We start from the raw sequence: 25,106 nt of genomic DNA on the forward strand, positions 1-25,106 counted from the left end.
ATGATCATCAGCCGCACACCATTTCGTATCTCGTTCTTCGGCGGGGGCACGGATTATCCGCTGTGGTATCGCGAGCATGGCGGCGCGGTTTTGGGCGCTACGATCAACAAGTATTGCTACCTGACGGTGCGCTATCTGCCGCCGTTCTTCGAGCACCGCATCCGCGTGGTGTATTCGAAGATTGAAGACTGCAAGACGATTGATGAGATCGTGCATCCTTCGGCGCGTGAGACGTTACGTTTTCTGGAACTGCATCGCGGAGTGGAAATCCACCATGATGGTGATTTGCCGGGGCGCAGCGGTATGGGCTCCAGTTCGGCGTTCACGGTGGGATTGTTGCACGCGTTGTATGCTTTGAAGGGTAGAATGGTCGGCAAGAAACAACTCGCCGAAGAGAGCATTAGAATCGAGCAAGAGATCTTGAAGGAGACGGTGGGTTCGCAAGACCAAGTGGCGGCGGCTTACGGTGGGTTCAATCAGATCACATTCAATCGCAATGACGAGTTCTCGGTGAAGCCGGTGACCTTGGCGACGGAGCGGTTGGTGGAGTTGAACAAGCATCTGCTGCTCTTCTACACGGGTATCAAACGCACGGCCTCGAGCGTGGCGTCGTCCTATGTGACGGACATGGGGAAGAAAACGGCGGTGCTGCATCGCATGCGTGAGATGGTGGATGAGAGCGCGGGGATCTTAAGCGGGAAAGGGGACTTGGACCCGTTCGGCCATCTGCTTCATGAAGCGTGGCAGGCGAAACGGAGCTTGGGCGATAAGATATCCAATGACCGCGTGGACCAGCTTTATGTGGAAGCGCGGGAAGCGGGGGCTTTGGGCGGCAAGCTTTTGGGCGCAGGCGGGGGTGGTTTCCTGCTGCTCTTCGCGCCGCCGGAGACGCATGCGAAGATCCGGGAGAAGCTGTGCCGGCTCATCCATGTGCCGTTCGAGTTCGAGTTCTCGGGCAGCCAGATCATTTTCTTCGATCCGCAGGAAGATTTCTCAGAGCAGGAGAAGCATCGCTCGAGCCAGCAGATTGATGCGTTCGAGGAATTGACCTAAGGGAGGGGGACAGTTACGTTCACCGGACCGTTTTTAAGCGGCCAATCGTGAGATTGGCAGGCAAATTGCACTCTTTTACGGTGCGACAGAGACAGGTTGTTGATGATTACGAAGCTGACGGCTGAAGAATTGGTCCAGTTTGAGACTGAGATCGCGAATACCTTCAATCAAGGTAAGATACGCGCTCCCATCCACTTATACTCGGGTAACGAGGAGAAAATGATCGAGATTTTCCGCGATGTGAAAGCGGACGATTGGGTCATGTGCTCTTGGCGCAGTCATTACCAATGTCTTCTCAAAGGCGTGCCGCCAGAGAAAGTGCGGGCGGAGATTCTCGCCGGTCACTCCATCACCTTGTGCTTCCCGGAGCAGCGTATCGTGTCCTCAGCCATCGTGGGTGGCATTGTGCCAATCGCGGTGGGTATCGCCATGGGCATCAAACGGCAGGGCGGCACGAACATGGTCCACTGCTTCATGGGCGAGATGACGGCGGAGACGGGTATCGCGCATGAATCGGTGAAGTATGCGATCAACCACGAATTGCCCATCCGGTTCATCGTGGAAGACAATGGCAAGTCCGTCTGCACGGACACGCGCGAGGCGTGGAACCAGAAGGTGCTGAGCTACGAGACGCCGACGCATCCCTCCATCATCTCTTACAAATATCAAACGAAGTATCCGCATGCCGGTGCAGGTGTCCGCGTGCAATTCTAAGCGAGCCAAGTATGAAATATTTTGACGAATTGAGCCGCTCGATGGAAATGCTGGGACGCGATCCCCGCACGATTTTCATGGGCCAGGCGGTGGCTTGCCCCGGAACGGGCATGACGAACACGCTGAAGAACGTGCCGCGTGAAAAGTTGCTGGAATTGCCTGTCGCCGAAGAGATGCAGATGGGCATGTCCACGGGCATGGCACTCTCGGGCCTCGTGCCAGTGAGCATCTATCCGCGCTGGAACTTCCTGTTGCTGGCGGTGAACCAGATCGTGGGTCACCTCGATAAGATGTCCGCAATGTCTGACGGCGGATATAAGCCGAAGGTTATCATCCGCACCGGAATTGGCTCGGAGCGTCCGCTGCATCCACAGTTCCAGCACGTCGGTGATTTCACGGAAGCGTTCAAGCTGATGTGCACGACGATTGAGGTCATCCGTCTGGATGAGCCGCAGGATATTTATCCCGCTTACGAGAAGGCGCTGAACCGTACGGACGGCCGCAGCACGTTGATCGTGGAATACGGCGATTACTACAACGAGAAATAAGGGTTATCCACTGTGACTGTGCCGAATCTCAAATGGCCGTTGATGGCCAATAACATTCCCCGCAGCGACCTCGACACGCTGATCAAGTTCCTGCAACAGGATGATCCGATCCTGACGCAATCCACGAACGTCCGCGCCTTCGAGAAAGAATGGTCCGAGTGGCTCGGCTGTAAGTACAGCGTGTTCGTGAATTCCGGCGCCTCGGCGAACGGCATCACGATGGCGGCCTTGCGCGAACTCTATGGTCCGGGCGAGGTCATCGTGCCGACGCTCACGTGGGTTTCGGACATCGCGTCTGTATTGCAAGCGGGTCTGACGCCGGTATTCGTGGACATCGATAACAGCCACTTGGGCATGGCCACGGAAGAGATCTTGCGCAAGATCACGCCGAACACGCGTGCGGTGTTCTTGACGTATGTGCTCGGTTACAACGCGCTGAATCAACGCCTGCTCGATGAGTTGCAGAAGCGGAACATCCCACTCATCGAAGACGTCTGTGAATCTCACGGTGCGACGTTCAAGGGCAAGAAGCTGGGCAGCTACGGCTTCGCGTCCAACTTCTCGTTCTACTACGCGCATCACATGAGCACCATTGAAGGTGGCATGATCTGCATGGACGATGCGAAGTTCTATGAGGCAGTTCGCATGTTCCGTTCCCACGGCATGGTGCGCGAGGTGCCTTCGGACGCGGTGAAGGAAGAATATAAGGCGAAGTTCCCGGACCTGAACCCGGACTTCATCTTCGCCTATCCCGCCTACAACATGCGCAGCACGGAGCTGAACGCGGTGCTGGGCCGCGAGCAGCTCAAGCGCTTGGATGCGAACAACGTCATCCGCAGCGAAAACCTGCAACTGTTCCTGAAAGGTTTGGACTCCACGAAGTATTGGACGGAGTTCGATTGCGAAGGCAGCAGCAACTACGCGTTCACACTGGTCATCCGCAAGGCGGATCCGGAATTCCGTGATCGCTTGGAGAAGGCTCTGCGTGCCGCCGGTGTGGAGTTCCGTCGAGGCACTTCGGGTGGTGGCAATCAATTGCGCCAGCCGTATTTGCGCCGCATCTTCGGTGATGAATTTGAGAAGTATCCGAACGTGAACCACGTTCACTTCTACGGTTATTACATCGGCAATTATCCGGACCTTGACCGCAGCAAGATCGCGCAATTGTGCGAGCTACTGAACAATTTGAAGTAAGTATGAATCGCCCGCTAGATGCACTGTTCGTCAATGCCGACTCCGCGGCTACAGCCTATCAGGAGTTGAGCAAGGACTTCTCGGCCATCGAACCGCCGACCTGGGCGCTGTTACTCGCGCAGAGCTGCCGGGCAAAGGGCTACGGCGTAGCCATCCTCGATTGCGGCGCGGAGCGCCTGAGCGAAGAAGCGTCGGCCAAGCGCATTGATGAAGCGAAGGCGCGTTTGGTGTGTTTCGTGGTTTACGGGCAGAACCCGAACTCGGGCACGACGAACATGATCGGTGCCACGGCGCTCGCCCGCAAGGTGAAGCAGTTGAACCCGGAGGCGATCACCTGCTTCGTGGGGTCGCATACCAGTGCGTTGCCGATGGAGGTGTTGAGCTTCGATTGCATCGATCTCATCTTGTTGAATGAAGGTGTGTATGCCTTGCACAATTTGTTGAAGACGGACCTGAAGACCGGCTTGGACAAGGTGAAAGGCATCGGCCATAAGACGGGTGGCATCCCGCAGTTGAATCCGCCGGAGATTGTGGTGCCGCATGACCGGATGGATATCGACCTGCCGGGTTACGCGTGGGATCTGCTGCCGTATAAGAGCAGCCCGCTGGACCTGTATCGCGCGCACTTCTGGCACGCGGAGTTCAATCACAATCTGCGCACGCCGTTCGCGGCGATGTACACGTCGCTGGGCTGCAAGTTCAAGTGCGACTTCTGCATGATCAACATCGTGAACCGCGTGGATAACGCGGACGGTGTGGCCTCGGCAAACTCGCCGAACATGCGCTTCTGGTCGCCCGATTTCATTCTGAAGGAATTCGACAAGCTCGCGGGTTACGGCGTGGAGACGATCCGCCTTTCGGACGAGATGTTTTTCCTGAACAAGAATTACTACGAGCCGTTGTTGAAGGGGATTTTGGATCGCGGGCACAAGTTTCGCATGTGGTCTTACTCGCGCATCGATACGGTGCGTCAGCAGTATCTTGACCTGTTCCAGAAGGCAGGTATCGGCTGGCTGGCGCTCGGTGTGGAAGCGGCGAGCCAGGTGATCCGTAGTGAAGTCTCGAAGGGTTCCTTCCAGGAAGTGAATATCCGTGAGGTGTGCAAGACCATCCGTGGCTCAGGCATCAACATCATCTCGAATTACATCTACGGTTTCCCAGATGACACGATCGCGACGATGCAGCAGACGCTTGATCTCGCGCTCGAATTGAACACGGAGATGGTGAACATGTATCCGTGCCAGGCGTTGCCGGGCAGTCCGTTGTATTACACGGCCAAGGCGAACAAGTGGCCGTTGCCAGACTCGTATTCGGGCTACGCGTTCCTCTCGTATGACAGCCAGCCGTTGCCCACGAAGCATTGCACGGCGGCGGAGGTGCTGAAATTCCGCGACGAAGCGTGGCACAAGTATTTCGCACACCAACCTTTCCTCGACCTGGTGCAGCGGAAATTCGGCGAGCAGCAGCGCAAGAACGTGGAAGCCATGGCCAGCATCAAGCTGCGTCGCAAGCTGCTCGGCGATCCTGCTCCGGTGAAGAAGTAAGCAAGCTGGTATGGCCAAGATCAGTCTCATCCTCGTCTCGCACAACAAGCCGAAGTATGTGCGCGAGGCGATTGATGGCGTGCTGAAACAGACGTTTCAGGATTGGGAGATGATTTTGGTGGATAGCGGTGTGCTCTTGAATCAAGGTTTTTTCAAGGGGTTGAATGATCCCCGTATCACCATCATTCCGTCCGGTGAAACGAAGGAGATGGTGAAGACGCACAACATGGCGTCGTGGTGCTTCAATCAGGTCATCAATGCAGGACGTTGCTCGGGAGAGCTGCTCTTCTATCTTTGCGATGATGATGTGCTGTATCCGAACGCCTTCGAGGTGGTTTGGAATTATTACATCCAGAACAATCGCGAACCGCAGGCGATGTATGCGTCACAAGACATCGGTGTGACCGATGCGCAGGGCGTTACGAAAATCGTGGGCCAACGTCGGGCAGATAAACCAGCGGGCAAGTTTTGCAAGGGGCGCAAGCTGGATGGACAGGTGGATTACCTGCAGTTCTATCACACGATGGCCTTACTTAAGAAGGTCGCGGAAGCGCAGGGGAACACGCTCTATCACCCGGAAGACAAGCGGCTGGGACATCACGCGGACGGTGTGTTCATGGAAAAGTTGGGCAAACTCACGAAGGTGCACAACATCGATGTGATCATCAGCATGAACCGCCGCACGGTGGATAGCGTGAACATACCGCACAGCGATTCGTTCTTCGTGAAGCTCAAGCACAAGGTTCGTTGCAATTACAACGACCTGATGGTGAAGCTGGGGCTGTGATCGGGCCTATTTACCCGGAACCTTCTTCAGCACGAAGAGATCTTGCAGATAAGGATGCTTGCCACCCGTCACGGAACCTTCGATGTGAGCGAGGATTTCAAAGCGCCCCGCCAGCAGATTGCGGTGTGCCTCTGTGGTCACGCCGATGGCCTTTTCAGGGCATGAAGGATTGCTTGTGAACCATCCCGGGGTAAGGGCGTGCGTGAAGTTATACGTTTCGTTCTCATTCACGTAATCGCGAACGATGTGGAACGTGATGATCGCGTGGCCATCATCCGCCAGCACTTCATACACCTTATCCATGTAGCGCTCGGCATCCTTCTGTTGCAGATGCGTGAACACGGAGACAGAGATCAACATGTCCTGTGATTTCGGAGCGATCGGCCAGTCGATGCCGTCATTCATCTTCTGCGTCGTGTCGCCTTGCGGGTAATAAGGATTCTGATCTTTCGTCAGATAGAAGCTGCAATTTGGCAGATCACCATGAGTCGCTTTGGCGGCTTCGATGGAAGTCTTGTCCGTATCCACGCCGAGGAAGCTGCCGCCGTTCTTGATGAAGTGGTGGCAGATGGGGGCCTGATTGCCCATGCCGCAGCCGAAGTCGAAAATCTTCGGATTCGGTTTCTTCAGGTAGAGGCTGTAGAGCGCGCAGAAGAAACCTTGGTTCACGATCCAGCCTGCATAGCTGGAGTACGTGGCTGGGGTAAAGCTCGCATTCGGGATGTGGTCGATCCAGAAACGCGTCTCGCGCCAGGAGGCCATTTTGTCAAACCACCGCCAGATGAAAGAGAGAGGGAAATAGATCGCGTAGAAACCGTAGATGAGAATTTTGCGGAACATAACGTATGCGATCTAGCTGTTGTCGTTCAAAAATATGTTTGCGCGGTAGATTCAGGGGATTTCACGCCGGGGGCAATAGCAAAACTAACGCGCGGTGACCTTCGGCGCGCCATATTGGAGCATCCGGGTGAATTCATCCCAGCGATTCAGGCGTAGGCGGAAAAGGCTGAGCATCTCGAAATCACTACGACGGCGAAAGCCTTTGATCTGATCACGCGCCTGTCGCACATGACCACGCATCCGCCACGCATCGCGGATAGCCTCCCAATAGGAACGTTTTACGAACGACCAGCGTTTCACGATGACTAAGGCGGCAAAGGCTTCCAGGAAGAGCAGGCCAAATTGTAGCAAGAGAGCGAGGAATAGCACGCCTTTAGCATTCTTCCAGATCGTCAGGAACGCGTTTCGGTTGGCGTAATAGCGTTTGGAATCGCTGGTGCGGAACTCCACCACATTGCCGCCGCCAGCGGGATTCACATTCGCTGCGCCGCGATGATGCACGATGGCTTGCGGCACGGTGATGACGCGATGCCCGGCGATCCACGTGCGCCAAGAAAGATCCAGTTCCTCCGCATACATGAAAAACTCTTTATCGAAGCCGCCCACCTGCTCGAACACGTCTTTCCGGATGAGATAGGAGCAGCCTTCCGGCATGAGTATTTCGCTCACGCGATCCACTTGCTTGCGATCCGTGGCGAGGCCGAAGATGTCGAAGCCTAACGCGCCTGCAGACTGGAACGTGTTGTCATCGTAGTTCAACACGAGAGGGGTGGCAGCAGCGGCTTGCTCGCGCTCCACGCAATCCAGCAGCTTCTCCATACAATCCGGTTCCAGCCACGCATCGTTGTTCAAGAAGAAGAGAAATTTTCCCAGAGCACGTTTGGCGGGGCGATTGTTACCTTCGGCGAAACCAAGGTTCGCGCCGTTCTGCAGGAAGTAGCCGGTCGTCCAGCCCTTCATCAACTCCTCGGCCTGCTTGTCGGAGCCATCGGTGGACGTGTTATCCGCCATGATGACTTCGATGTCGTTGAAAATAGTCTGTGATTTCAGCGAGTCGACACAGCGTTGCAGCCATTGCTTGCCGTTGTAATTCAGCACGATGATCGTGACGCGGGGAGGAGTGCTGAAATTTAGCATGCACTGATCTCCTGCGGAAATTGTGAAGCTATGGAAGACGGCGAAAGACTACCCACCTTCTCCTCTCGGAGGGGAGAAGGATTGAGGATGAGGGGTGCCCGGTTGGAATGGCGTTCGAGTTCCGGAAAATGACCGGCACCCCTCACCCCGGCCCTCTCCCCTCCGAGGGGAGAGGGTGATAAGAGTCTAAAGTTGCTCATGGACGATTGCCTTTCCCTTGCGCCATCTGTTCCAGCCAATCGCACGCGCGGGGTAGCACACTATCCCAATGAAACGTCTTCGCGCGATTCCAGCCGTTCACGCGCCATTGCTGGTATTGGGCGTCGCTTTGGAATGCTTCCGTCAAACGATCGGCGAGGGATTCAGGCGTCTCGGCTTTAGCGAGCACGCCAGTTTCATTATCCAAGGTTGATTCGACGAGGCCCGGCACGGCATAGACAGCGCCGGGCGTGCCCATGGCATTCGCTTCGATGACGTTCAGGCCCCAGCCTTCGCGTTGCGAGGTGTGCAGGAGGAAATGGCTTTCGCGCAGGAGCGCGTCTTTCTCCGCTTCGGAGATCGGACCGGTGAAGCGCACGGAGCTTTGCAGATTATTCTCCGCGACAATGCTCTTGAGCAGACCTTCCGTTTCCCCGCCACCCACGATGGTGAGGTGCGTGTTCACGCCGCGGGCACGCAAGATCTTGTGCGTCAGCACGGCGTGATCGATGCGTTTGTTCGGGGCGAGGCGGGAGACGACGATGAGCTTGTAAGGTGCCGCAAGCTTCTTCTGTTCCAACTCCGGCAAGGCACGCGTATGCACGCCGTAGGGGATGATGGTCACGTCCTTCACGCCGTGCTCGTGTAACTGGCGCTTGGTGTCTGCTGAAGCCGTGAAGAAAGGGACATCCTGATATGCGTAATGCGTCCAGCGTTCCTGCGTGCGGCCGATGGCACTGATGGGCCAGCCGTAAAAGGCATCCCAGATCGGGCCGAGGACCTCGTGGATGTAAGCGATGTTATTCGTGCCGCACCACCAAGGAGCGAACCACGGGATGCCGTGATGCTGGTCGATGACAAGATCGAAGCGCGGTTGTTTTTGATACCATGCCTTGGCCTTAAAGATGGCCGAGCCCTTATCGCCACCGCGCACGATGTGCACGCCATCAATGACCGTTTCCGCTTTGGCGCCGGGAAAATCGAAGCTGAACCACCACGCCTCATGCCCGCGATCCACCAAGGCCTTGAGATAGGCCATGGTCACGCGCTCGGCCCCGCCAGTGAGGGGGTTCTCCGGGTCGCGCCAGTTGAGCATCAGGAAACGCATCGGTGCGCGGAAGTTCTAGCGGGCAAGGGCAGGGGGAACAATGCCAAAACTGCGGAGGATAAGATGAGATGAATATCTTGCCGTTGAGGGAAGGGGGCACCCCACATCCTCAATCCTTCTCCCCACCGAGGGGAGAAGGACGAAAGCTCATCGTCGTTTTCTTTAGCTAATGATAGTCACATCGAAGGCGCGTTCGATAAACCAGATGAGGGCGAGCAAGGCAATGATGGTGGAACCGGCGACCAAGGTACCTTGTCGATAGGCCTTGGTTTGACGCAAGGAAAAGGCCAAGGGCAGGAAGATGGCGACGATAGTCAATTGACCTGCTTCCACTCCCAGATTGAAACCCACCAAGGTGGTGAGCAGTGAAGTCGTTTGCAGATCCAGTTCACCCAGCACTGAGGCAAAACCAAATCCGTGCAGTATGCCGAAGCAGAAGGCGACGAGCCAGCCCTTGCCGTGGAAGAAGGGCTTGATGTTATTCAGCGCGGCGAGGATCACCGAGAAAGCGATGGCAGATTCCACAAAGCGTGAGGGCAATTGGATGAGTTCTGACGCGGCCAAACCCAAGGTGATGGAATGGGCGATGGTGAACGCAGTGACGATTTTGAAAATGTTGATGAACGCGGGCTTCAACTCCGGCACGGGTTGCCAGCCGTTGTCTTTGCGCACGAGTACGGAGGGGAGCAGCAGGGCGAGCAGGAAGAGGATGTGGTCGTAGCCGATCCAGATGTGCCAGACGCCTTCCTTGAAGAACGTGGCAAAGGAAGCTTGTACACGTGGTTCACTGAGCTTGAAGGTCTGCTCCGACTGATCTTTTAAGAAGATGGCGGGCGTGACATTTGTTTCCAAACTGATTTGCATCATGGAGCGATGACCGGCATCTACATCCGTGAAGAGATTGTTGCGCACGGTGACGACAGCGGGCGTGCTGGGGAAATCGACATCGATCTCGGCGACCGCGAAGGCCCCGTCATTGTCCGTGGCGACGAGGTGTTCGCGCACATGGACGAGGCCCGGATTGCCATCGGCAGAGAAGGTGAGGTGCTTCAGGAGATAGCCGCCGATGGCGGGCTGTTTCGTTTGTAGCTCAGCAAATGTCACAGCGCCGTTGCCATCGGCATCGAGATTCACGACGAGGTCGAGATCGCGCAGCGACATGTCCACGCGGCCGGAGAGGCGATTGCTCTCAACGGTGAGGTTGATGTAGCTAAGGCCGGGTTGATGGGCGGAGAGGTGGTGGGTGAGGCAGAGACTGAGGAACAGCAAGGCTGCTAACGCGAACCGATAGCATAAAAAAAAGCCTGATGCGGGAAATGTTAACTCCTTCTCCTTGGGGAGAAGGTAGGGATGAGGGGGAAGGGGGCTGCCATAGGCGAAAATAACTCTGCATTTGCTTAGGGGAGTTTCCTTTCCCCTCAACCTGGTCCTCTCCCTTGGGGAGAGGGGATGAACATTTACCGCGCTTGGTGCTTTGGTTGCCACTTTTAATTTGGACACCTTCGCTGTTTCCATTGGTGAGCGTTGTGTCACGACTTGGACGATAAAATATTTTCGAGCGCCATCCGCTTTTCGCGTTGCTGCGGGTCGGAGACCCGCGCTCCATGCGCTAGGCGCTGGCGGCGAGTTCGGGCCACAACAGGGCGCTCATCTTCATGCCTTTGGTGTAGGCGGTGAGGCTGAACTTCTCATTGGGTGAATGCGGATTGTCATCCGGCAGGCCGAGGCCGAGCAGTAGTGAATCGGCTCCGAGCGTCTTGCGGAACTGATTCACGATGGGGATGGAGCCGCCTTCACGCAGCAGGACGGGTTCGCAATTGAAGGCGTTCTTCAAGGCGCGCAATGCGGCTTGAGCGGGGGCGCTGGTGGGGGAGACGAGATACGCTTCGCCGCCGTGGCCGGGTTCGAATTCCATGCGCACAGTGGGCGGGCAGATGCTCTTCAAATATTTTTCCACCTGCTTGATGACCTTCTGCGGCTTCTGGCTCGGCACGAGGCGGAAGGTGAGCTTGGCCTTCGCCCAGGAGGGCACGATGGTCTTGCTGCCTTCACCTTGATAACCACTGGTGAGGCCGTTGATCTCGCACGTGGGACGCGCACTGCGGCGCTCGATGGCGGTGAAGCCGTTCTCGCCCATGAGTTCTTTCACGCCGAGGAATTTCTTGTAGGCGTTCTCGTTGTGAGGCAGGCGGGCGAGTTGCTTGCGCTCGTAGGCACTGAGATTCACCACGTCATCGTAGAAGCCGGGGACGGTGATGCGGCCTTTTTTATCGCGAAGCTGGGCGAGCAACTGGCACAGAGCCATCGCCGGATTTTCCACCGAGCCGCCGTAGATGCCAGAGTGCAGATCGCGGCTTGGTCCGTGCAAGGTCACTTCCGCCGCCACGATGCCGCGCAGGGCATAGGTGAGGGCAGGGTGCTTGAGATCGGGCATGCCGGTGTCGGAGATCACGATGGTATCGCAGCGCAATTCCTTGGCGCGTTCTTCGAGAAAACCTTTCAGGCTCGTGCAGCCGACTTCTTCTTCACCTTCGATGAGAAAGGTGAGATCGCATGGCAGCTCGGTGCCGGTCTTCAGATAGGCTTCTACTGCGTTCAAGTGCGCGAGGTGCTGGCCTTTATTATCGCTGGCACCGCGGGAGAAGAGAGAGTCACCAACAATGCGCGGCTCGAAAGCGGGCGTGGTCCACAGCTCAAACGGCTCAGCGGGTTGGACGTCGTAGTGGCCGTAGATGAGGTAATGCGGTTTCTTGGAGCCGGGTTTACGCGGAGTCTTGGCGAGCACGATGGGGTTGCCCGGAGTTTTGCACAGCTCGGTGCTCAGGCCGATGCTGCGGCAATGATCCGCGAGCCATTGGGCGCAACGCTCGATGTCCGGCTTGTGATGCGGTTGCGCGGAGACGCTGGGGAAGCGGACATAATGGCACAGGCGGTCGATGAACTCCTGCCGGTGCTCTTCCAAGTAACGCAGAACGGGTTGCATATGATTTCTAAAGCGCTTGGCTGGCTCACCCCTCACCCCGGGCCGAAGTTCGGCCTCCCATAAAGGGAGAGCTACGGCAGAGCCGTTAAAATATTTTAACGGTTTGGCTGAGGAGGCAGCCGTTTAGTGGAACGGATTAAAAACAAAAGCCGGAGCAGTAACAAGCTCCGGCTCTGTTTGATTGGAGAATGTTTTACTGCTTCTTCTTTTTGAAGAGGTCGATCACGTCCAGCACGCCGGGTTTGTTGGTTGTTGTGGTCGAGTTCGTAGAGGTGGTGCTATTGGTTGTGCCGGGGGCGTTGGTCATCGTTTGGTTCTTGCCGCCGATGATGCTGTTCACGCCTTGGAGGATATTGTTTCCCTTGTCGCCGAGATTGATGTTACCAGCGGCCTTCAACAAGCTGGTAGCAGAGACTTTGATGTCGGCTTTCGGTGAACCGATGGTGCCTTTGGCCACGAGGAAATCGGGGATGGGCACGTAGGCGTTGGTGTTGCTTTGATCAGCCATGCGGATGCGGCGGGCCAGACTGTTAGCTATCTGGAAATTCACCGGCAGATTGAGCGGCGAATTCGTCAGCACTTCATTCATCGGAATCTTGCCGCTGACATTGGCATACAAAGCCGGGCTTAGGATGCTGGTCTGAGCGATATCGATCTGGCCGTTGGCGATCTTCATCTCATAGCCGGCGGCGTTGAGCGGGGAGTTCAACACTTCAGGCATTTGCAGGGCTGTTGCCACAGCGGACAAGATGGGGCGGAGGCGGCTTTGTTCCACGATCTGGATGTTCGCGTTGGTGAAGTTCAGCGAAATGTTCGCAGCGAGATTCTTTTGCAGGCTCTTATCGGTAGTGCCTGCGCCTTTCACGTTGATATCGGCGAAGACATCACCTGCGGCACGGTCTTTGTAATCTGGCTGGAAGCTGTTGGCCAAAGGAGCGATGGGCAGTTTATCCGCCTTGGCCATGAGATCATACTTGAAGCCGGGCACGCTCATGTCGGCGACGATCTTCGCGGAGAGTGGAGCGCCGTTGAGGGTGAGTTGCGCGGGATCGAGTTTGAAATTGCTGCCATCGAGCAGCATGGTGGCTTTGGCATTCTCAGCGGCGACTTCGCGCAGGTAGAGCTTCTTCACATCCAGTTCCACGGTGAAGTTCTTGAGCGGCATCACGACAGCGTCTGGTTCTTTGTTCGGATCTTTTGTCTCGGGTGGAGGTGTCTGCGTCTTCGTGTCATCAGGGCTGGTCGTGCCGGTGAAGATGTCGTAATAGCGCGTCACATCGAGGCCATCAGAAGCGATCTTGAGATTGCCGGTGATGGCATTGGTGATGGTCGAATCAATCTTGCCCGTGATGACCAGAGCGTTCTTGGCGCGGTCAGTGGGCGTGAGGTTCAGCTGTGCGTTGCGAAGGGTGAGCACCTGTTTGCTCAAGCCACCATCCAGGACGGCTACAGCGCTCAGCGGCTCTTTCGGCAGCTTGCCCGCCTTATCCGTCACGAGCAGGCGTGTCACTTGCAGATCAGCTTTCACAGAGGAATCGCCTTGGGGACTCAGCGTGAGGCTGCCCCGGGAATTGATGGTGAGCGATGTGAGTGTGGCGTCCTTTAGGGAGGGAGCGAGGACGGCGGTGAGCAGGTTCTCGTTCAGGTTGCCTAGAGTGTATTCGAACTTGCTGTTGTTCGTGGAATTCGTGGGCTGATAGGTGCCGGAGAAATCGAAACTGCCAGCGGGCTTGCCTGCGTGTTGCAGAGAAATAGCGAGCGTAGGCGAGACGACGCCTTGCGTGGAGATATTGACGGTAAGATCGCCCGCCATCTGCAAATCCTGAAGATTGATGTCGGCGAACTTTCCGGTGGCGTTGGCGACGACATTGCCCTTATACGATTTCGAATTCTGCGCCGTGAATTTGCCACGCAGGGAAGCGTTGAACGGAGCAGGGGCATTTGAGGTGGCGACCATGGCGACGTTCTTCGCGGAGGTCTGGAAGGTGGCTTCCACTTCCTTGCCGCCATTGGCGAAAGAGACATCGATATTGGCATCTACAATGCCGCCGCTAACGGCTGTACCCGCAATCGGCTTCCAATCCGCGAGGTCGAGCTGAGTAAGTTTAAGTGTGAGGGAAGAGTTACCAGCGACAGCGCCTTCAGGAGAAATCTTGATGGGCTGCGTGATATTCAGGTTCAGCAGCGGCTTGGCTTTTTGCTGCGCGGTGACGCTGAGTTTATCAATCTGCGCATCCGCCGTCGCCAAGTCATACTGCAATGAATACTGCGCAGTGAGATCCATGGGGGCAACGTGGGTATTATCCTTGATGAGGGTGAATTGCTGGCCGGTGATCTGGCCGTTAACCTTCACGAAGGTGAATTGCTTGGTGATCTCTACAACGGTGTCGCCGGATATCTGAGTGCTGCCGAAGTCATAGCCCATGGCGGCACCGGCGAGATTTAGGACGCGTTTGCCGAGCGGATCGATTTTGATGTTGAGCTTGGCTTCGCCTTTGGTGGTGTCCAAGGGGCCGCTGACATTGATAGCACCAAGTGCTTCGGAATTCTGGCTGAAATCTACACGCACGCTTTTCAGCTCGGTGGGTGTTACTTCCGCATTGAGCAGGGCGACGAAGCCAGTGAGATCGGTGAAGCTGCCGGATGTCTGGCCGACTTTCAGTTCGCCCTTGCCTTTGATGGATTTGGGAGTCTGTTCCGGGGTGAGCATGAATTCAAAATCGGCCGTCGCTTTCGCCGCGAGATGGTTTTTCTGCGGCTGACCTTGCGATTGTTGGTCGAGGATGAGGTCGGTATCCAGGTGCAGCTTGCCGGGGGTGCCGACCACGACCTGATCCAGCGTCAGGTTCATGTTACTCAACTCTATCGATTGTTGATCGCCATTAATCACCAACTTGACGGAGATGTGAGCGTTCTCGAGGGAGATGTTTTTTAGATTCAGTTTTGCCGACGAACCTTCCTTGCCGGGTTCGGGCTCTTTGGCATCGGCTGGGGCGAGCGCATTCAGGATCGGATCAAAATTGGATGTGCTGGTTGTGCCATCGATATTTTGCACGAAGACGACCTTGGGAGATTGCACCTTGAGTTCGGAGATGTTCATGGTGCCGCGCATGATATCCAGTAGATTGTAACGGACTTGGGCGGCATCGGCAGAGATCAAGGACTCACCGGTGGTGGTAATCTTCAATCCCTTCAAGGAAGCAGAAGAGAAGGGGCTCACGGAGATGTCCTCCACGGTGATCTGGGCATTCAAGGTCTTGCTGGCCTTGGGCAGGACGAAGGATTTGATGAAAAAGCCGCTGGTCAGGAAGAAATAGAGGAAGAGCAGCAGGGCGATGATCACCGCGGTGACCACGACCCATTTCTTCGGACGGTTCGGGACAGAGGAGGATGCTCCTGCTGAGGAGCCTTTCATTTTCAAAGCAGCCATAAAATTTAAGGGCGTCGAGTTAAGGTCTGTCAGACGGCCGGACAAGCTTTATTCAGCTTAAACCCTGCCATGGTAAGCTTGCTGAAAAAGAGACAGCAGAGCTGGGAATTCGCTCAAAGTATTTGAGGGAAGGGAGTTTACGCCTGTATAATGCCTTCGTCAAAGGGTTCCGGGCTGTGGGCGTGGCAAAAAGAGCCTGCAATTTGTCTTTACACCGCAGTATGAAGCACTTAGTGTCCCGCCTTCATTATTTAACAGATAAGTATGGAAGCAAAGTTGAAAGGTCAGATTGTTCAAGATTTTCGTCTGCACGACAAAGACACCGGTTCCGCCGATGTTCAGGTAGCGCTGTTGACGCAACGGATCAACCAACTCACGGAGCATCTGCAGAAGAACGTGAAAGACAACAGCTCACGCCGTGGTCTTTTGAAGCTCGTCAGCACGCGCCGTCGCCTGTTGGATTATCTCCACACCACGGACGCTCCGCGCTATAAGGCGGTGACGAAGAAGCTCAACCTCCGCAAGTAAGCATAGGGACACTCTTCAATTCGTTGAAGACCCGGTGATAATTTCGTCAAAGGTTTGCACGGTCAGACTAGTGAACGCGATCTAGTCTGGCCGTTTTTTGTTTGTTATCGCGAAGAAACGTCCGTTGGCCGGGGAAATTTCATTCAGCACCTGAAGGTTCAGGTGTTCACTGAAGTTCCTCTGGGCTGGCGGGCACAATGTAAGAAAGCATAGGTATATTATGCCCGAAAAAGTAATAGCCGTAGTCGGCTCCCAAGAAATTCATATCGAAACCGGCAAGTTGGCCAAGCAGGCTGATGGTGCCGTCACCGTGCAGCTCGGCGAGACCATGATCATCGTGGCCGCTGTGGCCGCCCCGAACGCGAAGCCCGGCCAGGACTTCTTCCCCCTCACGGTGGACTACCGCGAGAAGGCCGCTGCCGCTGGTAAATTTCCCGGTGGTTATTTCAAGCGTGAAGGCCGTCCGACGGAGAAGGAAATCCTGACCTGCCGTTTGACCGACCGCCCGATCCGCCCGCTCTTCCCGAAGGGCTGGTACAACGAAGTGCAAGTCCAGACCGTGCTGCTGAGCGCGGATGGCGTGAATGATCCGGACATCCTCAGCATCATCGGTGCCTCGGCTTCGTTGATGGTCAGCGACATCCCTTGGGCTGGTCCGCTGGGTGCTGTGCGTGTGGCGCGCGTGGACGGCAAGTTCATCGCGAACCCGACGCACGAAGAGCAGTCCCAAAGCGATATGGATCTCGTTTACGTGGGTAACGAGAAGGAAGTGGTGATGTTCGAAGGTGGCGCGGATGAGATCTCCGACGCTGACTTCAACGCCTCCTTGAAGTTTGCTCATGAAGCCTGCCAGCCGATCATCGAGGCGCAGAAGCAGCTCGCCGCGAAAGCCGGCAAGCCGAAGCGCCAGATCACGGTGAACATCGTGCCTGACGAGATCTTGGAAGAAGCCAAGAAGCTCGCCGGTGACCGCATCGTTCCGGCTCTCCTCACGACCGCGAAGCTCGCCCGTGAAGCCGCTGTGAAAGCGGTGTTCGCTGATGTGGGTAAACAGCTCGTGGAAAAATTCGGTGCCGAGAAGGTGACCGAGTTCGTGCTGAAAGACGCGCAATATTACATCCAGAAGGAAGCGGTCCGCGGCCTGATCCTCGATCACGGCAAGCGCCTCGACGGTCGCACAGCGGATGGCATCCGTGCCATCTCCGGTGAAGTGGGCCTGTTGCCCCGTGTGCATGGTTCCGCGATCTTCTCCCGTGGCGAAACGCAGGCGCTCGCTCTCGCGACGCTCGGCACCACGGAAGACGCCCAGGAATATGATTCCTACACGGGCGGCCAGACGGAAAAGAAATTCATCCTGCACTACAACTTCCCGAACTTCTCGGTAGGTGAGACGGGCCGTATCTCCGGTCCGGGCCGTCGTGAGATCGGTCACGGTGCCTTGGCTGAGCGCTCCGTCGCTCCGCTCGTGGACTTGAAGGAATTCCCGTACGCCATCCGTATCACCAGCGAGATCATGGAATCCAACGGTTCCACCTCGATGGCCTCCGTTTGCGCCGCGAGCCTCGCGCTCATGGACGCCGGTGTGCCGTTGAAGCGCATCGTCGCCGGTATCAGCGTGGGTATCTGCACGGAATACAACGACAAGAAGGAAATCTCCCGCTACAAGCTGTTGACGGACATCATCGGCTGGGAAGACGCTTTCTGCGACATGGATTGCAAGATCGCCGGTACCGAGAAGGGCATCACAGGCTTCCAGCTCGACTTGAAGCTGAAGGGCCTGCCGTTCTCCATCATGACGGAAGCTGTGGAACAGGCGCGCGTCGCCCGTCTGAAGATCATCGACAGCATGAAGCTGACGCTGGCCGAGCCGCGCAAGAACCTCAGCAAGTATGCCCCGCGCATCACGACGCTGAAGATCGACCCGGACAAGATCGGTCTGCTCATCGGGCCTGGTGGCAAGAACATCAAGCGCATCGTCGAAGAGTCGGGTTGCGAGATCAACATCGACGACGACGGCACGGTGCACGTTTACTCCGTGTCCGAGGACGGCATGCAGATCGCCAAGGACGCGATCACAGGCATGACGGCCGAGATCGAAGTGGGCAAGACCTACCGTGGCAAAGTCGTCACGCTGAAGGAATTCGGCTGCTTCGTAGAAGTGCTCCCGGGCAAGGACGGTTTGGTGCACATCAGCGAGCTGGCGAACTTCCGCGTGAAGCAGACGGAAGACATCGTGAAGGTGGGCGACGAGATCTGGGTCAAATGCCTAGGCATCGACGAGAAGGGCCGCGTGAAGCTGTCCCGCCGCGCCGCGATGGAAGAGCGCGACAAAGAGATGGCCGCGAAGGGCGAGAAGCCGGCTGACGCGAAGGCGTAAGCTGCAGCTTAAATAAATTCGAAAAGGCGGACCATTATTGGTCCGCCTTTTTTGTTTCCAGAATTTGAGCAGTGAGGCAGCATACCGGAAACACCCATTCAAGGAGAACGTGATTGTGCCGGAGCAAATCCAAGCCGAGAACGAGATCATCCAGCGAGTAGATGCATTGTTGCATGAAGCGGAAATGGCCGGAGCGAGTGATGTGCATCTGCACGTGCTGGCGGAGGAAGCGGCGATCGATTTCCGGTTGGATGGTGTCTTGAAGCGTGTGCGCACGTTGCCGGTGGAAGATGCGAAACGCTGGTTCGGACGGCTCAAGTATCTCGCCAAGCTGAAGACTTATCAGGAAGCGATGCCGCAGGATGGACGTATTCCCAAGGAAGCTTGCGGAACGAAGACAGATATCCGGGTTTCCTGTTATCCGACGGTGACTGGCGAGAAAATCGTGTTGCGGCTGTTCGCGCCTGAAGTGTTGAAGCTGGAAGATTTGGGCTACGCAGCTGAATTGCGCGCCAAGCTGGAGCGTTTTCTCAAGCAACCCTCTGGCATGCTGTTGTTGACGGGACCAGCGGGTAGCGGCAAGACGACGACAATCTATGCGTGCCTGCAATATGTCGCGACACTTGGCGGTCGACACGTTATCACGGTGGAGGATCCCGTGGAGCAGATCATCCCTGGCATAACGCAAACGGAGACCAATGAAGCGCGCGGACTGACCTTCGCTGAAGCGGGCAAACGGCTGTTGCGGCAAGATCCGCAGGTGCTGGTGATCGGCGAGATACGTGATCCGGAGACAGCGAATCTGGCAGCACGCGCGTCACTTACCGGGCATCTGGTCATCTCGACATTGCATGCCGGTTCGTGTGTGGGGGTCATTGACCGGATGCTGGAGATGAGTGAAGACCCCTATGCTCTGACCAGTGGGCTGAGCCTGGTGCTGAACCAGCGACTATTGCGCCGATTGTGCCAGGAATGCCAAGGCAATGGATGTGGCGGGTGTTCCCGCACAGGCTATCGCGGTCGCGTGCCCGTCGCAGAGTGGATGACCTTGGAAAGCGTTTCACGCGAGTCGTTACGTTCGGGCAATCTATCCAATCTGAAGCCGGGTGGCACGCTGTCGATGGCCGTTCGTGAGGTTTTGGAGGCAGGGTTGTCTAACCAGACTGAAGCCGAACGTGTCATCGGGTTATGAATGTTGAGGAACTGGGATTTTTTAACCGGCAATTGGCGGGGATGTTGAAGGCGGGCATCCCTTTGGAGGGGAGCTTGCGCAAATTGTGCGAGACGATGCCGGCATCGTCTACGCGCGAAAGCCTGCTGGCGTTGGAGCGAGATCTTGCTTCTGGAACACCTCTGGCCGAAGCGGTGAAAAAGCAGAAGCTGCCGGAGTTGTATGGGCGCATCCTGACGGCAGGTGCGGCGAGCGGTGATCTGCCCAAGATACTGATTCTTTTCGCGGATTTTTGCGGGCAAAGACATTCGCTGAGCAGGCAGTTGCGGGGGATCATGGTGTATCCGCTCATCGTGCTGACGGTTTCCCTGGCGGTTTCCATCGTGATGACCGTCATCGGCCATATGATCGGCAGCGGGAGCCAGTCGATTTTTGGGGAGTTTTATTACATCCGTCCATCAAGCCTGGCTGGCGTGATGGGATTGTTGTTGTGGTTCACGCCGTTCATCATCGCGCTGGTCTGGCTGGGACTGGCATTATTGACTTTCGTTCCCATGGTCCGCAGGAAGTGGCAATGGAGCATTCCGGGCATGCGAGAGACGTGTCTGGCGCAGATCGCGAGCATGGTGCAGATACAGTTGCGTAGCGGCATGACGCTGCCTGCGGCATTGCAGACAGTCGAGGCACTGGAGGACGGTTCTCCTGTGGCGGCGGAACTGGCGGCATGGCGGGAGCATCTTTCCACCGGGGGTGGGACCATTCCGGAAGAATCTTTGAAGAACAAATCCATCCCGCCATTATTCCGCTGGATGGTGAGACAATGTGGTGAAGATGCGGCGGAGGGTTTTGAGCAGGCGGCGAAGTTTTATGCGGAACGAAGCGCCACCCAACGGGAGATGCTGCTGTTTGCGGCTTTGCCCGTATCGGTACTGATCTTGGGCACGGTCATCGCCGGGCAGATGTTACCCGTGCTCACTTATGTGACGCATGCGTTGGGAATGCTAGGGGATGGCTTCTGACGATTCATTATGACCGGTGAGGTAACAATCATGGGTTTTCTGGGGATGCTGCTCTACATGGCTGTGATGTTGTTCATCACATTCGGTGGCGGGTATGCGATCTATTTTCTTTTTACCCTGCCGCGCCGACGGTTGGAGCGGGCGATGATCTTCCTGAATCTGATCGACTCCGGGATACGACGAGGCATCACCCCGGAAGACACTTTGAAATCCGTAGCTGCATGCCACGACCGTTCGGTAAGCATGCGTTTTCATCTGGCAGCAGCGTGGGTGGAGCAAGGTTGCACATGGCAGGAGGCGATCGCCAAGGTGCCGCGTCTGCTGCCACCGGCCATTGTGGAAATGATTTTTTTGACAGACCGGATCGGCGGATGGTCGCGTGTTTTGCCGGTATGCCAGCGTATGCTGAATGATGTGCGGAGTACGCAACAGGCGAGGCAAAGCTGGTTGACGCCGTCGCTGATGCTGCTGGCGCTGCCGACCGTCTGGATATCGTTCCTGTTGATAAAAATAATCATGCCGAAGTTCCGCATGATCTTTGAAGACATGTCGGAAGGGACCATCACGTTCGAGTGGTTTTCGTTTCATGTATCCTCTTACAGCGGCTGGCTGCTTTTGATCGGATTGCTGCCGTTACTGATATTGTTTGTGCATGCGGCGGGACCAAGACTCTCGTCGCTGCTGGCGAGGATCCATCTGCCCGTCGGGGACTGGTTGGCGTGGTTGCTTCCGTGGAGCCGCTGGCGGTTGCAGCGCGATTTCACCAGCCTGTTCAGCCTGTTGCTGGATGCCGGAGTTGCGGAGCCGGAAGCGGTGCGTTTGGCGGCGAAGGGAACGGCGAATTTCCACATCAAGCTCGCGGCGGAAGGCGTTGTTGCGGCTTTGGCCAAAGGTATGCCACTGGCTGAGGCTGTGGCCAAGATGGACGGCCGTGGTGAGTTCAGGTGGCGTTTCCAACAGGCGACTGGGGGAGGGGCGAAGTTCGAGACAGCCTTGAAGGGGTGGTGTGATGCTTTGGAGATCCGGGCCAGCCAGATGCAGTTGACGGTGACGCATCTGACCACGGTGGCGATGCTGATGGTGAATGCGACCTTTGTCTTCATGATAGCCTTTGATGTGTTTCATTCGTTGGTGTTGCTGACTGAATCCATGTTATGAACATGATGTCACACAGTCAGAAGCCCGGCGCGCAACGTATCTCTGAAAAGGGTATGCTGATGGTGGAACTGAACGCCGCCTTGGGTATCATGATGTTGTTGATCTTTTCCCTGGCGGTGCCGATCGCATGGGATCGCGCAGTCATCCGCAGTACTAGCCATCGCGCGGTGGCGATGGAGATCGTGGATGGCGAGGCGGAGATATTGATGGCGGGTGCGTGGAAGTCCTATGGGACAGGCGCGCACGAATATCCGATGCCGTATAAGGCGGCAGAGGCTTTGCCTAAGGGACGGTTTGTGCTTCTGGTGGAAGACAAGGGAGTGGCTTTGGAATGGCGCATGGCGCAGCGCGATGGGGGTGAAAATGTGCGCGTGAGACGGGAGTTCAAACGGTAACGAATGAAACTAAGAAATCACAGACAAGACAGAGCAGGCATTTCTCTGATGGAAATGCTGATCTATATCGCTTGCGTGACGATCATCCTTTCGTTTTTGACTGTTGGGATATGGAAGGTGCTGAAAGCCTATGAAGGTTTGGGACGGCGTACTGATGCGATGTCTCGGCTGTTGAGAGTGGGTGAAACGTGGCGGGCTGATGTGCGGGCTGCTTCTGCCGTCAGCCAGATGGAGATGGGTGAGAACGGGGCACATCTCAAGATTGTCACACCAGCGGGGGAGAAAATTTACCGATTTTCTTCCGGGCAGCTCGCAAGGGAGCAGAAGACATTCACAGAGGAACTTTTGAAAAACGTCACATCATCACAGATGCAAAAAATGGAGCGTACTGGCGTTGTCTATTGGCAGTGGGATGTGGAGATCATCGGAGGCCAGAAGTTCACTTTCCTGGCCGTTCCTTCGGGAGGTGCCAAATGACGATATTTCCGATCCAGGCCAAAAAAGGAGACCGCGCGGTGGCTATCGTGGTGGTGCTCGTGATGTCGGCCCTGCTGGCTGCAGTGATGCTGTCCATCGGACACCGTTCGGTCATGTTCCGGAAAGAGATCGATCTGCTGGAGAAACAACAATTGAACCGCCTGCAATCCCAGCAACAGGCTCAAGCCAAATCCGATGCCAGGTAATCCGGCCAGTGACAAGATCCATCTGATCGAGGGTTCCCTGGCATGCTATGCCAGGGGATGGTTGTCGTTGATTCCTTTGCTGGGTTTCCTGCCGGCGTTTCTGGTGCTGATGGAGTACAAAGAACTTAAGGCGATGAGCCGGCAGCAGTGGAACGCGGCTTACAATTATCTGCGTACAGGGTTTGTTCTCTCGCTGATAGGGGTATTTTTAAACCTGATCTTGATGGGGGGATTGATCCTGCTGGTGATCCGGCTGATCCAGAATGGGGTGCTTTCGCCCGAGGATGTGATGATTTAGCGGGGGAAACGTCCGTAGCGGGGTACGCCTTTAGCGAGGGGAGAATTGAACGCCTTGTAGTGTTTGAAGGCGACGCGCAGGTTTTCTTTGGTGCTCGTGTTGATGTCTTGCAACAGGGCCATGATCTCTTCGTATTCGTTGGGCGGGATATCCATGGCCATCATGGCGTCACGGGACCACTCGCGAAGTTCTTCGTGAGTGATGCGGCCTTCCATGCAGTCCTCGATCTTAAAGGAGCAATCGGCCAAGGTGACCTTAAGAATCATGGAAATAAGATACTGGATGGAAGAGAGAATTCCAAGAGGTTGAAATGAATGACGAATGACTAAATCCGAATGACGAAGGAATGAGCAATGACAAATGACCAAACGTTTTATTTCCCATCTTCTGTGCGACGGAAGAAGTCTTTGGGGAAGGGGGCTTGCGGGCTTTTGTCGGGATGGCGCCAAGGGTAGATGGTGCCGCGGTCGCGGAGGAGAGGGAGGTTTTCGCCGCGGGTTTGAGCGAGGAGATCGAAGAGTTGTTCGTTCATCTGTTTCACGCGCGCTTGCTGGTCGGGAGCGGTGATGAGGTTTTTGCGTTCGAGCGGATCGGCTTGGAGATCGTAGAGTTCGTTGATGTCCCAGAGGCCGTGGTAGCGGATGTATTTGTAACGCTCACCAATGACGGCGTGCATGGTGGGTGTCTGGGGATAGTTTTGTTCCCAATAATATTCATAGAGGACGTTTTCGCGCCACTGGGTCGGTCGGTTTTGCAAGAGGGGCAGGAAGCTGCGGCCATCCATGTGTGAAGGCGGTCGCAAGCCAACGAATTCCAAGAGTGTGGGGGCGATGTCGATATTGGCGACGGTCTGCGGAATGGTGGTGCCGGGTTTCAGCACGGCGGGGCAGTGCATGAGCAAAGGCACGCGGAGGGAGGCTTCGTAGGCGGTGCGTTTATCGATGAGGCCGTGTTCGCCGAACTGGAATCCGTTATCGCCCATGTAAACGAAGAGTGTGTTCTCAAGTTGGTGGTGATCTTCCAGCCACTTGAAAACACGACCGAGATTTTCATCTACCGCGAGCAAGGCTTCGCAATAGCGGCGATAATAGGCGGCGAGATCGAAGTCGGGGAGGTTGTAGCCGAAGTCTGCGCCGTGGCGGCTGTTGCGCTGGTTCTGCAGCCACATGGGTTTGTCAGCGTAGTTCTCAGGTGTGTTGGCGAGAGTGAGCGGTGGGCGGAACGGTTTGTCTTTGTAGCGATCTTTATGACGGTCATGCGGAACGAAATCGGAGTGGACGGCCTTGTGGGAGATATAGGCGAAGAAGGGTTTGTTTGATTTACGCGAGTTCAACCAATCGAGGGCATAGTCCGTGAGTTCATCGGTGATGTAGCCTTTTTGCGGGACGCGTTGTTTGCCGTTGATGTTGAAGCCGTCGTAGGCGGTTTGCGGAACGACGCGGGAGGTGCCGCGACCATCGGGCCAGTAGCTGCCCTGGCCTTTGAAGACGACCCAGTGATTGAAACCGCGCTGGGGTTCATCGGTCTCGCCCATGTGCCATTTGCCAAAGAAAGCGGTATCGTAACCGGCCTTCTGTAAATACTGAGGGAAGAAAATCAGCTCTGGTGAAACGGGATTGTAGTTGTCCACCACGCGATGGTTGTGGGCGTAAAGACCGGTGAGGATGGAGGCGCGGCTGGGAGAGCAAAGCGAAGTGGTGACCATCGCTTTCGGAAAATGGACGCCGTTCTTCGCGAGGCGATCCATGTTCGGCGTCTCCAGCCATGGGTGACCGAGGAATCCCATCGCGTCATAGCGATGGTCATCGGCGAGGACGAAGATGATGTTGCGCGGTTTGGTGCCGGAGATCTTTTGAAGTTTCAGCTCGGCAGCTTTTAGCGTGGCGGTTGAAATCAGAAGGAGAACAAGCGCAGCAAATGAACGAAACGGGTAGGACATGA

Annotated in this window: 23 protein-coding genes; 15 read left to right on the forward strand and 8 right to left on the reverse strand. The window is 56.1% G+C overall.

The annotated features are described in order from the left end of the window. From VGH19_00925 to VGH19_00950, 6 genes are all read left to right on the forward strand, one after another. Positions 1 to 1,053 (forward strand): kinase, encoded by a 1,053-nt coding sequence (locus tag VGH19_00925; protein HEY1169904.1) that lies wholly within the window; start codon positions 1 to 3, stop codon positions 1,051 to 1,053. 102 nt (positions 1,054 to 1,155) lie between these two features. Next, the gene (locus VGH19_00930) at positions 1,156 to 1,767 is read left to right on the forward strand and encodes a thiamine pyrophosphate-dependent enzyme (GenBank protein HEY1169905.1); all 612 of its coding nucleotides are present in this window, start codon (positions 1,156 to 1,158) and stop codon (positions 1,765 to 1,767) included. A gap of 11 nt (positions 1,768 to 1,778) precedes the next feature. Further along, on the forward strand, positions 1,779 to 2,315 hold the full coding sequence (locus tag VGH19_00935; GenBank protein HEY1169906.1) for a hypothetical protein: 537 nt from the start codon (positions 1,779 to 1,781) through the stop codon (positions 2,313 to 2,315). 42 nt (positions 2,316 to 2,357) lie between these two features. Beyond that, positions 2,358 to 3,509, forward strand: a complete 1,152-nt coding sequence (locus VGH19_00940; protein ID HEY1169907.1) for a DegT/DnrJ/EryC1/StrS family aminotransferase — start codon at positions 2,358 to 2,360, stop codon at positions 3,507 to 3,509. Between the two features lie 2 nt (positions 3,510 to 3,511). Further along, the gene (locus VGH19_00945; GenBank protein HEY1169908.1) at positions 3,512 to 5,053 is read left to right on the forward strand and encodes a radical SAM protein; all 1,542 of its coding nucleotides are present in this window, start codon (positions 3,512 to 3,514) and stop codon (positions 5,051 to 5,053) included. A gap of 10 nt (positions 5,054 to 5,063) precedes the next feature. Beyond that, positions 5,064 to 5,840 carry a glycosyltransferase gene (locus tag VGH19_00950; GenBank protein ID HEY1169909.1) on the forward strand — a complete coding sequence of 259 codons (777 nt, stop codon included), beginning with the start codon at positions 5,064 to 5,066 and terminating at the stop codon, positions 5,838 to 5,840. 6 nt (positions 5,841 to 5,846) lie between these two features. Here VGH19_00950 and VGH19_00955 read toward each other — a convergent pair whose 3' ends face one another. The 6 genes from VGH19_00955 to VGH19_00980 all read right to left on the reverse strand — a co-directional run bounded on the left by VGH19_00955 (position 5,847) and on the right by VGH19_00980 (position 15,536). Next, positions 5,847 to 6,680 (reverse strand): class I SAM-dependent methyltransferase, encoded by an 834-nt coding sequence (locus VGH19_00955; GenBank protein HEY1169910.1) that lies wholly within the window; start codon positions 6,678 to 6,680, stop codon positions 5,847 to 5,849. Between the two features lie 84 nt (positions 6,681 to 6,764). Beyond that, the gene (locus tag VGH19_00960) at positions 6,765 to 7,817 is read right to left on the reverse strand and encodes a glycosyltransferase family 2 protein (GenBank protein ID HEY1169911.1); all 1,053 of its coding nucleotides are present in this window, start codon (positions 7,815 to 7,817) and stop codon (positions 6,765 to 6,767) included. 196 nt (positions 7,818 to 8,013) lie between these two features. Continuing rightward, complete coding sequence (locus VGH19_00965; protein HEY1169912.1) at positions 8,014 to 9,123, reverse strand: glycosyltransferase family 4 protein; 1,110 nt, start codon at positions 9,121 to 9,123, stop codon at positions 8,014 to 8,016. 162 nt (positions 9,124 to 9,285) lie between these two features. After that, positions 9,286 to 10,392: a HupE/UreJ family protein gene (locus VGH19_00970; protein ID HEY1169913.1), complete on the reverse strand. Its 1,107-nt coding sequence runs from the start codon at positions 10,390 to 10,392 to the stop codon at positions 9,286 to 9,288. A gap of 340 nt (positions 10,393 to 10,732) precedes the next feature. Further along, positions 10,733 to 12,106, reverse strand: coding sequence for a dipeptidase (locus tag VGH19_00975; GenBank protein ID HEY1169914.1), 1,374 nt, complete (start codon positions 12,104 to 12,106; stop codon positions 10,733 to 10,735). A 193-nt stretch (positions 12,107 to 12,299) separates the two neighbouring features. Further along, entirely contained in the window at positions 12,300 to 15,536 is a 3,237-nt protein-coding gene (locus VGH19_00980) for a hypothetical protein (GenBank protein ID HEY1169915.1), read from the reverse strand. 264 nt (positions 15,537 to 15,800) lie between these two features. Here VGH19_00980 and rpsO point away from each other — a divergent pair, with 264 nt between their 5' ends. The 9 genes from rpsO (at position 15,801) to VGH19_01025 (ending at position 23,165) form a co-directional block, all read left to right on the forward strand. Next, positions 15,801 to 16,064 carry a 30S ribosomal protein S15 gene (rpsO, locus tag VGH19_00985; GenBank protein HEY1169916.1) on the forward strand — a complete coding sequence of 88 codons (264 nt, stop codon included), beginning with the start codon at positions 15,801 to 15,803 and terminating at the stop codon, positions 16,062 to 16,064. A 220-nt stretch (positions 16,065 to 16,284) separates the two neighbouring features. Continuing rightward, a complete protein-coding gene (gene pnp, locus VGH19_00990; protein ID HEY1169917.1) occupies positions 16,285 to 18,441 on the forward strand; it encodes a polyribonucleotide nucleotidyltransferase in 2,157 nt (718 codons plus the stop codon). A gap of 115 nt (positions 18,442 to 18,556) precedes the next feature. After that, on the forward strand, positions 18,557 to 19,633 hold the full coding sequence (locus VGH19_00995) for an ATPase, T2SS/T4P/T4SS family (protein ID HEY1169918.1): 1,077 nt from the start codon (positions 18,557 to 18,559) through the stop codon (positions 19,631 to 19,633). Beyond that, positions 19,630 to 20,631, forward strand: coding sequence for a type II secretion system F family protein (locus tag VGH19_01000; GenBank protein HEY1169919.1), 1,002 nt, complete (start codon positions 19,630 to 19,632; stop codon positions 20,629 to 20,631). The genes VGH19_00995 and VGH19_01000 overlap by 4 nt, the downstream gene beginning before the upstream one ends. A gap of 9 nt (positions 20,632 to 20,640) precedes the next feature. Next, positions 20,641 to 21,789 (forward strand): type II secretion system F family protein, encoded by a 1,149-nt coding sequence (locus VGH19_01005; protein ID HEY1169920.1) that lies wholly within the window; start codon positions 20,641 to 20,643, stop codon positions 21,787 to 21,789. After that, complete coding sequence (locus VGH19_01010) at positions 21,786 to 22,184, forward strand: hypothetical protein (GenBank protein ID HEY1169921.1); 399 nt, start codon at positions 21,786 to 21,788, stop codon at positions 22,182 to 22,184. Before VGH19_01005 ends, VGH19_01010 begins: the two co-directional genes overlap by 4 nt. A 48-nt stretch (positions 22,185 to 22,232) precedes the next feature. Further along, complete coding sequence (locus VGH19_01015) at positions 22,233 to 22,661, forward strand: hypothetical protein (protein HEY1169922.1); 429 nt, start codon at positions 22,233 to 22,235, stop codon at positions 22,659 to 22,661. After that, a complete protein-coding gene (locus VGH19_01020) occupies positions 22,658 to 22,867 on the forward strand; it encodes a hypothetical protein (GenBank protein ID HEY1169923.1) in 210 nt (69 codons plus the stop codon). Before VGH19_01015 ends, VGH19_01020 begins: the two co-directional genes overlap by 4 nt. Beyond that, positions 22,857 to 23,165, forward strand: a complete 309-nt coding sequence (locus tag VGH19_01025) for a hypothetical protein (GenBank protein HEY1169924.1) — start codon at positions 22,857 to 22,859, stop codon at positions 23,163 to 23,165. The genes VGH19_01020 and VGH19_01025 overlap by 11 nt, the downstream gene beginning before the upstream one ends. On the opposite strand, the gene VGH19_01030 is transcribed toward VGH19_01025, so the two are convergent. Then, positions 23,162 to 23,431: a hypothetical protein gene (locus VGH19_01030; GenBank protein HEY1169925.1), complete on the reverse strand. Its 270-nt coding sequence runs from the start codon at positions 23,429 to 23,431 to the stop codon at positions 23,162 to 23,164. The two genes, VGH19_01025 and VGH19_01030, sit on opposite strands and share 4 nt — an antisense overlap. A gap of 107 nt (positions 23,432 to 23,538) precedes the next feature. Further along, entirely contained in the window at positions 23,539 to 25,104 is a 1,566-nt protein-coding gene (locus tag VGH19_01035) for a sulfatase (GenBank protein HEY1169926.1), read from the reverse strand. Between the last annotated feature and the right edge of the window lie 2 nt (positions 25,105 to 25,106).

It is taken from the genome of Verrucomicrobiia bacterium (assembly GCA_036405135.1).
GTDB lineage: Bacteria > Verrucomicrobiota > Verrucomicrobiia > Limisphaerales > JAEYXS01 > JAEYXS01.

Bases quoted from the DNA above. Each gene is read 5' to 3' on its own strand.
- VGH19_00940 (HEY1169907.1), top strand. From the start codon at position 2,358: ATGGCCAATAACATTCCCCGCAGCGACCTCGACACGCTGATCAAGTTC.
- VGH19_01015 (HEY1169922.1), top strand. From the start codon at position 22,233: ATGGAAATGCTGATCTATATCGCTTGCGTGACGATCATCCTTTCGTTT.
- pnp (HEY1169917.1), top strand. From the start codon at position 16,285: ATGCCCGAAAAAGTAATAGCCGTAGTCGGCTCCCAAGAAATTCATATC.
- VGH19_00935 (HEY1169906.1), top strand. From the start codon at position 1,779: ATGAAATATTTTGACGAATTGAGCCGCTCGATGGAAATGCTGGGACGC.
- VGH19_00925 (HEY1169904.1), top strand. From the start codon at position 1: ATGATCATCAGCCGCACACCATTTCGTATCTCGTTCTTCGGCGGGGGC.
- VGH19_00980 (HEY1169915.1), bottom strand. From the start codon at position 15,536: ATGGCTGCTTTGAAAATGAAAGGCTCCTCAGCAGGAGCATCCTCCTCT.
- VGH19_01030 (HEY1169925.1), bottom strand. From the start codon at position 23,431: ATGATTCTTAAGGTCACCTTGGCCGATTGCTCCTTTAAGATCGAGGAC.
- VGH19_01025 (HEY1169924.1), top strand. From the start codon at position 22,857: ATGCCAGGTAATCCGGCCAGTGACAAGATCCATCTGATCGAGGGTTCC.
- VGH19_01005 (HEY1169920.1), top strand. From the start codon at position 20,641: ATGACCGGTGAGGTAACAATCATGGGTTTTCTGGGGATGCTGCTCTAC.
- VGH19_00930 (HEY1169905.1), top strand. From the start codon at position 1,156: ATGATTACGAAGCTGACGGCTGAAGAATTGGTCCAGTTTGAGACTGAG.
- VGH19_00965 (HEY1169912.1), bottom strand. From the start codon at position 9,123: ATGCGTTTCCTGATGCTCAACTGGCGCGACCCGGAGAACCCCCTCACT.
- VGH19_01010 (HEY1169921.1), top strand. From the start codon at position 21,786: ATGAACATGATGTCACACAGTCAGAAGCCCGGCGCGCAACGTATCTCT.
- VGH19_01035 (HEY1169926.1), bottom strand. From the start codon at position 25,104: ATGTCCTACCCGTTTCGTTCATTTGCTGCGCTTGTTCTCCTTCTGATT.
- rpsO (HEY1169916.1), top strand. From the start codon at position 15,801: ATGGAAGCAAAGTTGAAAGGTCAGATTGTTCAAGATTTTCGTCTGCAC.
- VGH19_00955 (HEY1169910.1), bottom strand. From the start codon at position 6,680: ATGTTCCGCAAAATTCTCATCTACGGTTTCTACGCGATCTATTTCCCT.
- VGH19_01020 (HEY1169923.1), top strand. From the start codon at position 22,658: ATGACGATATTTCCGATCCAGGCCAAAAAAGGAGACCGCGCGGTGGCT.
- VGH19_00960 (HEY1169911.1), bottom strand. From the start codon at position 7,817: ATGCTAAATTTCAGCACTCCTCCCCGCGTCACGATCATCGTGCTGAAT.
- VGH19_01000 (HEY1169919.1), top strand. From the start codon at position 19,630: ATGAATGTTGAGGAACTGGGATTTTTTAACCGGCAATTGGCGGGGATG.
- VGH19_00945 (HEY1169908.1), top strand. From the start codon at position 3,512: ATGAATCGCCCGCTAGATGCACTGTTCGTCAATGCCGACTCCGCGGCT.
- VGH19_00950 (HEY1169909.1), top strand. From the start codon at position 5,064: ATGGCCAAGATCAGTCTCATCCTCGTCTCGCACAACAAGCCGAAGTAT.
- VGH19_00975 (HEY1169914.1), bottom strand. From the start codon at position 12,106: ATGCAACCCGTTCTGCGTTACTTGGAAGAGCACCGGCAGGAGTTCATC.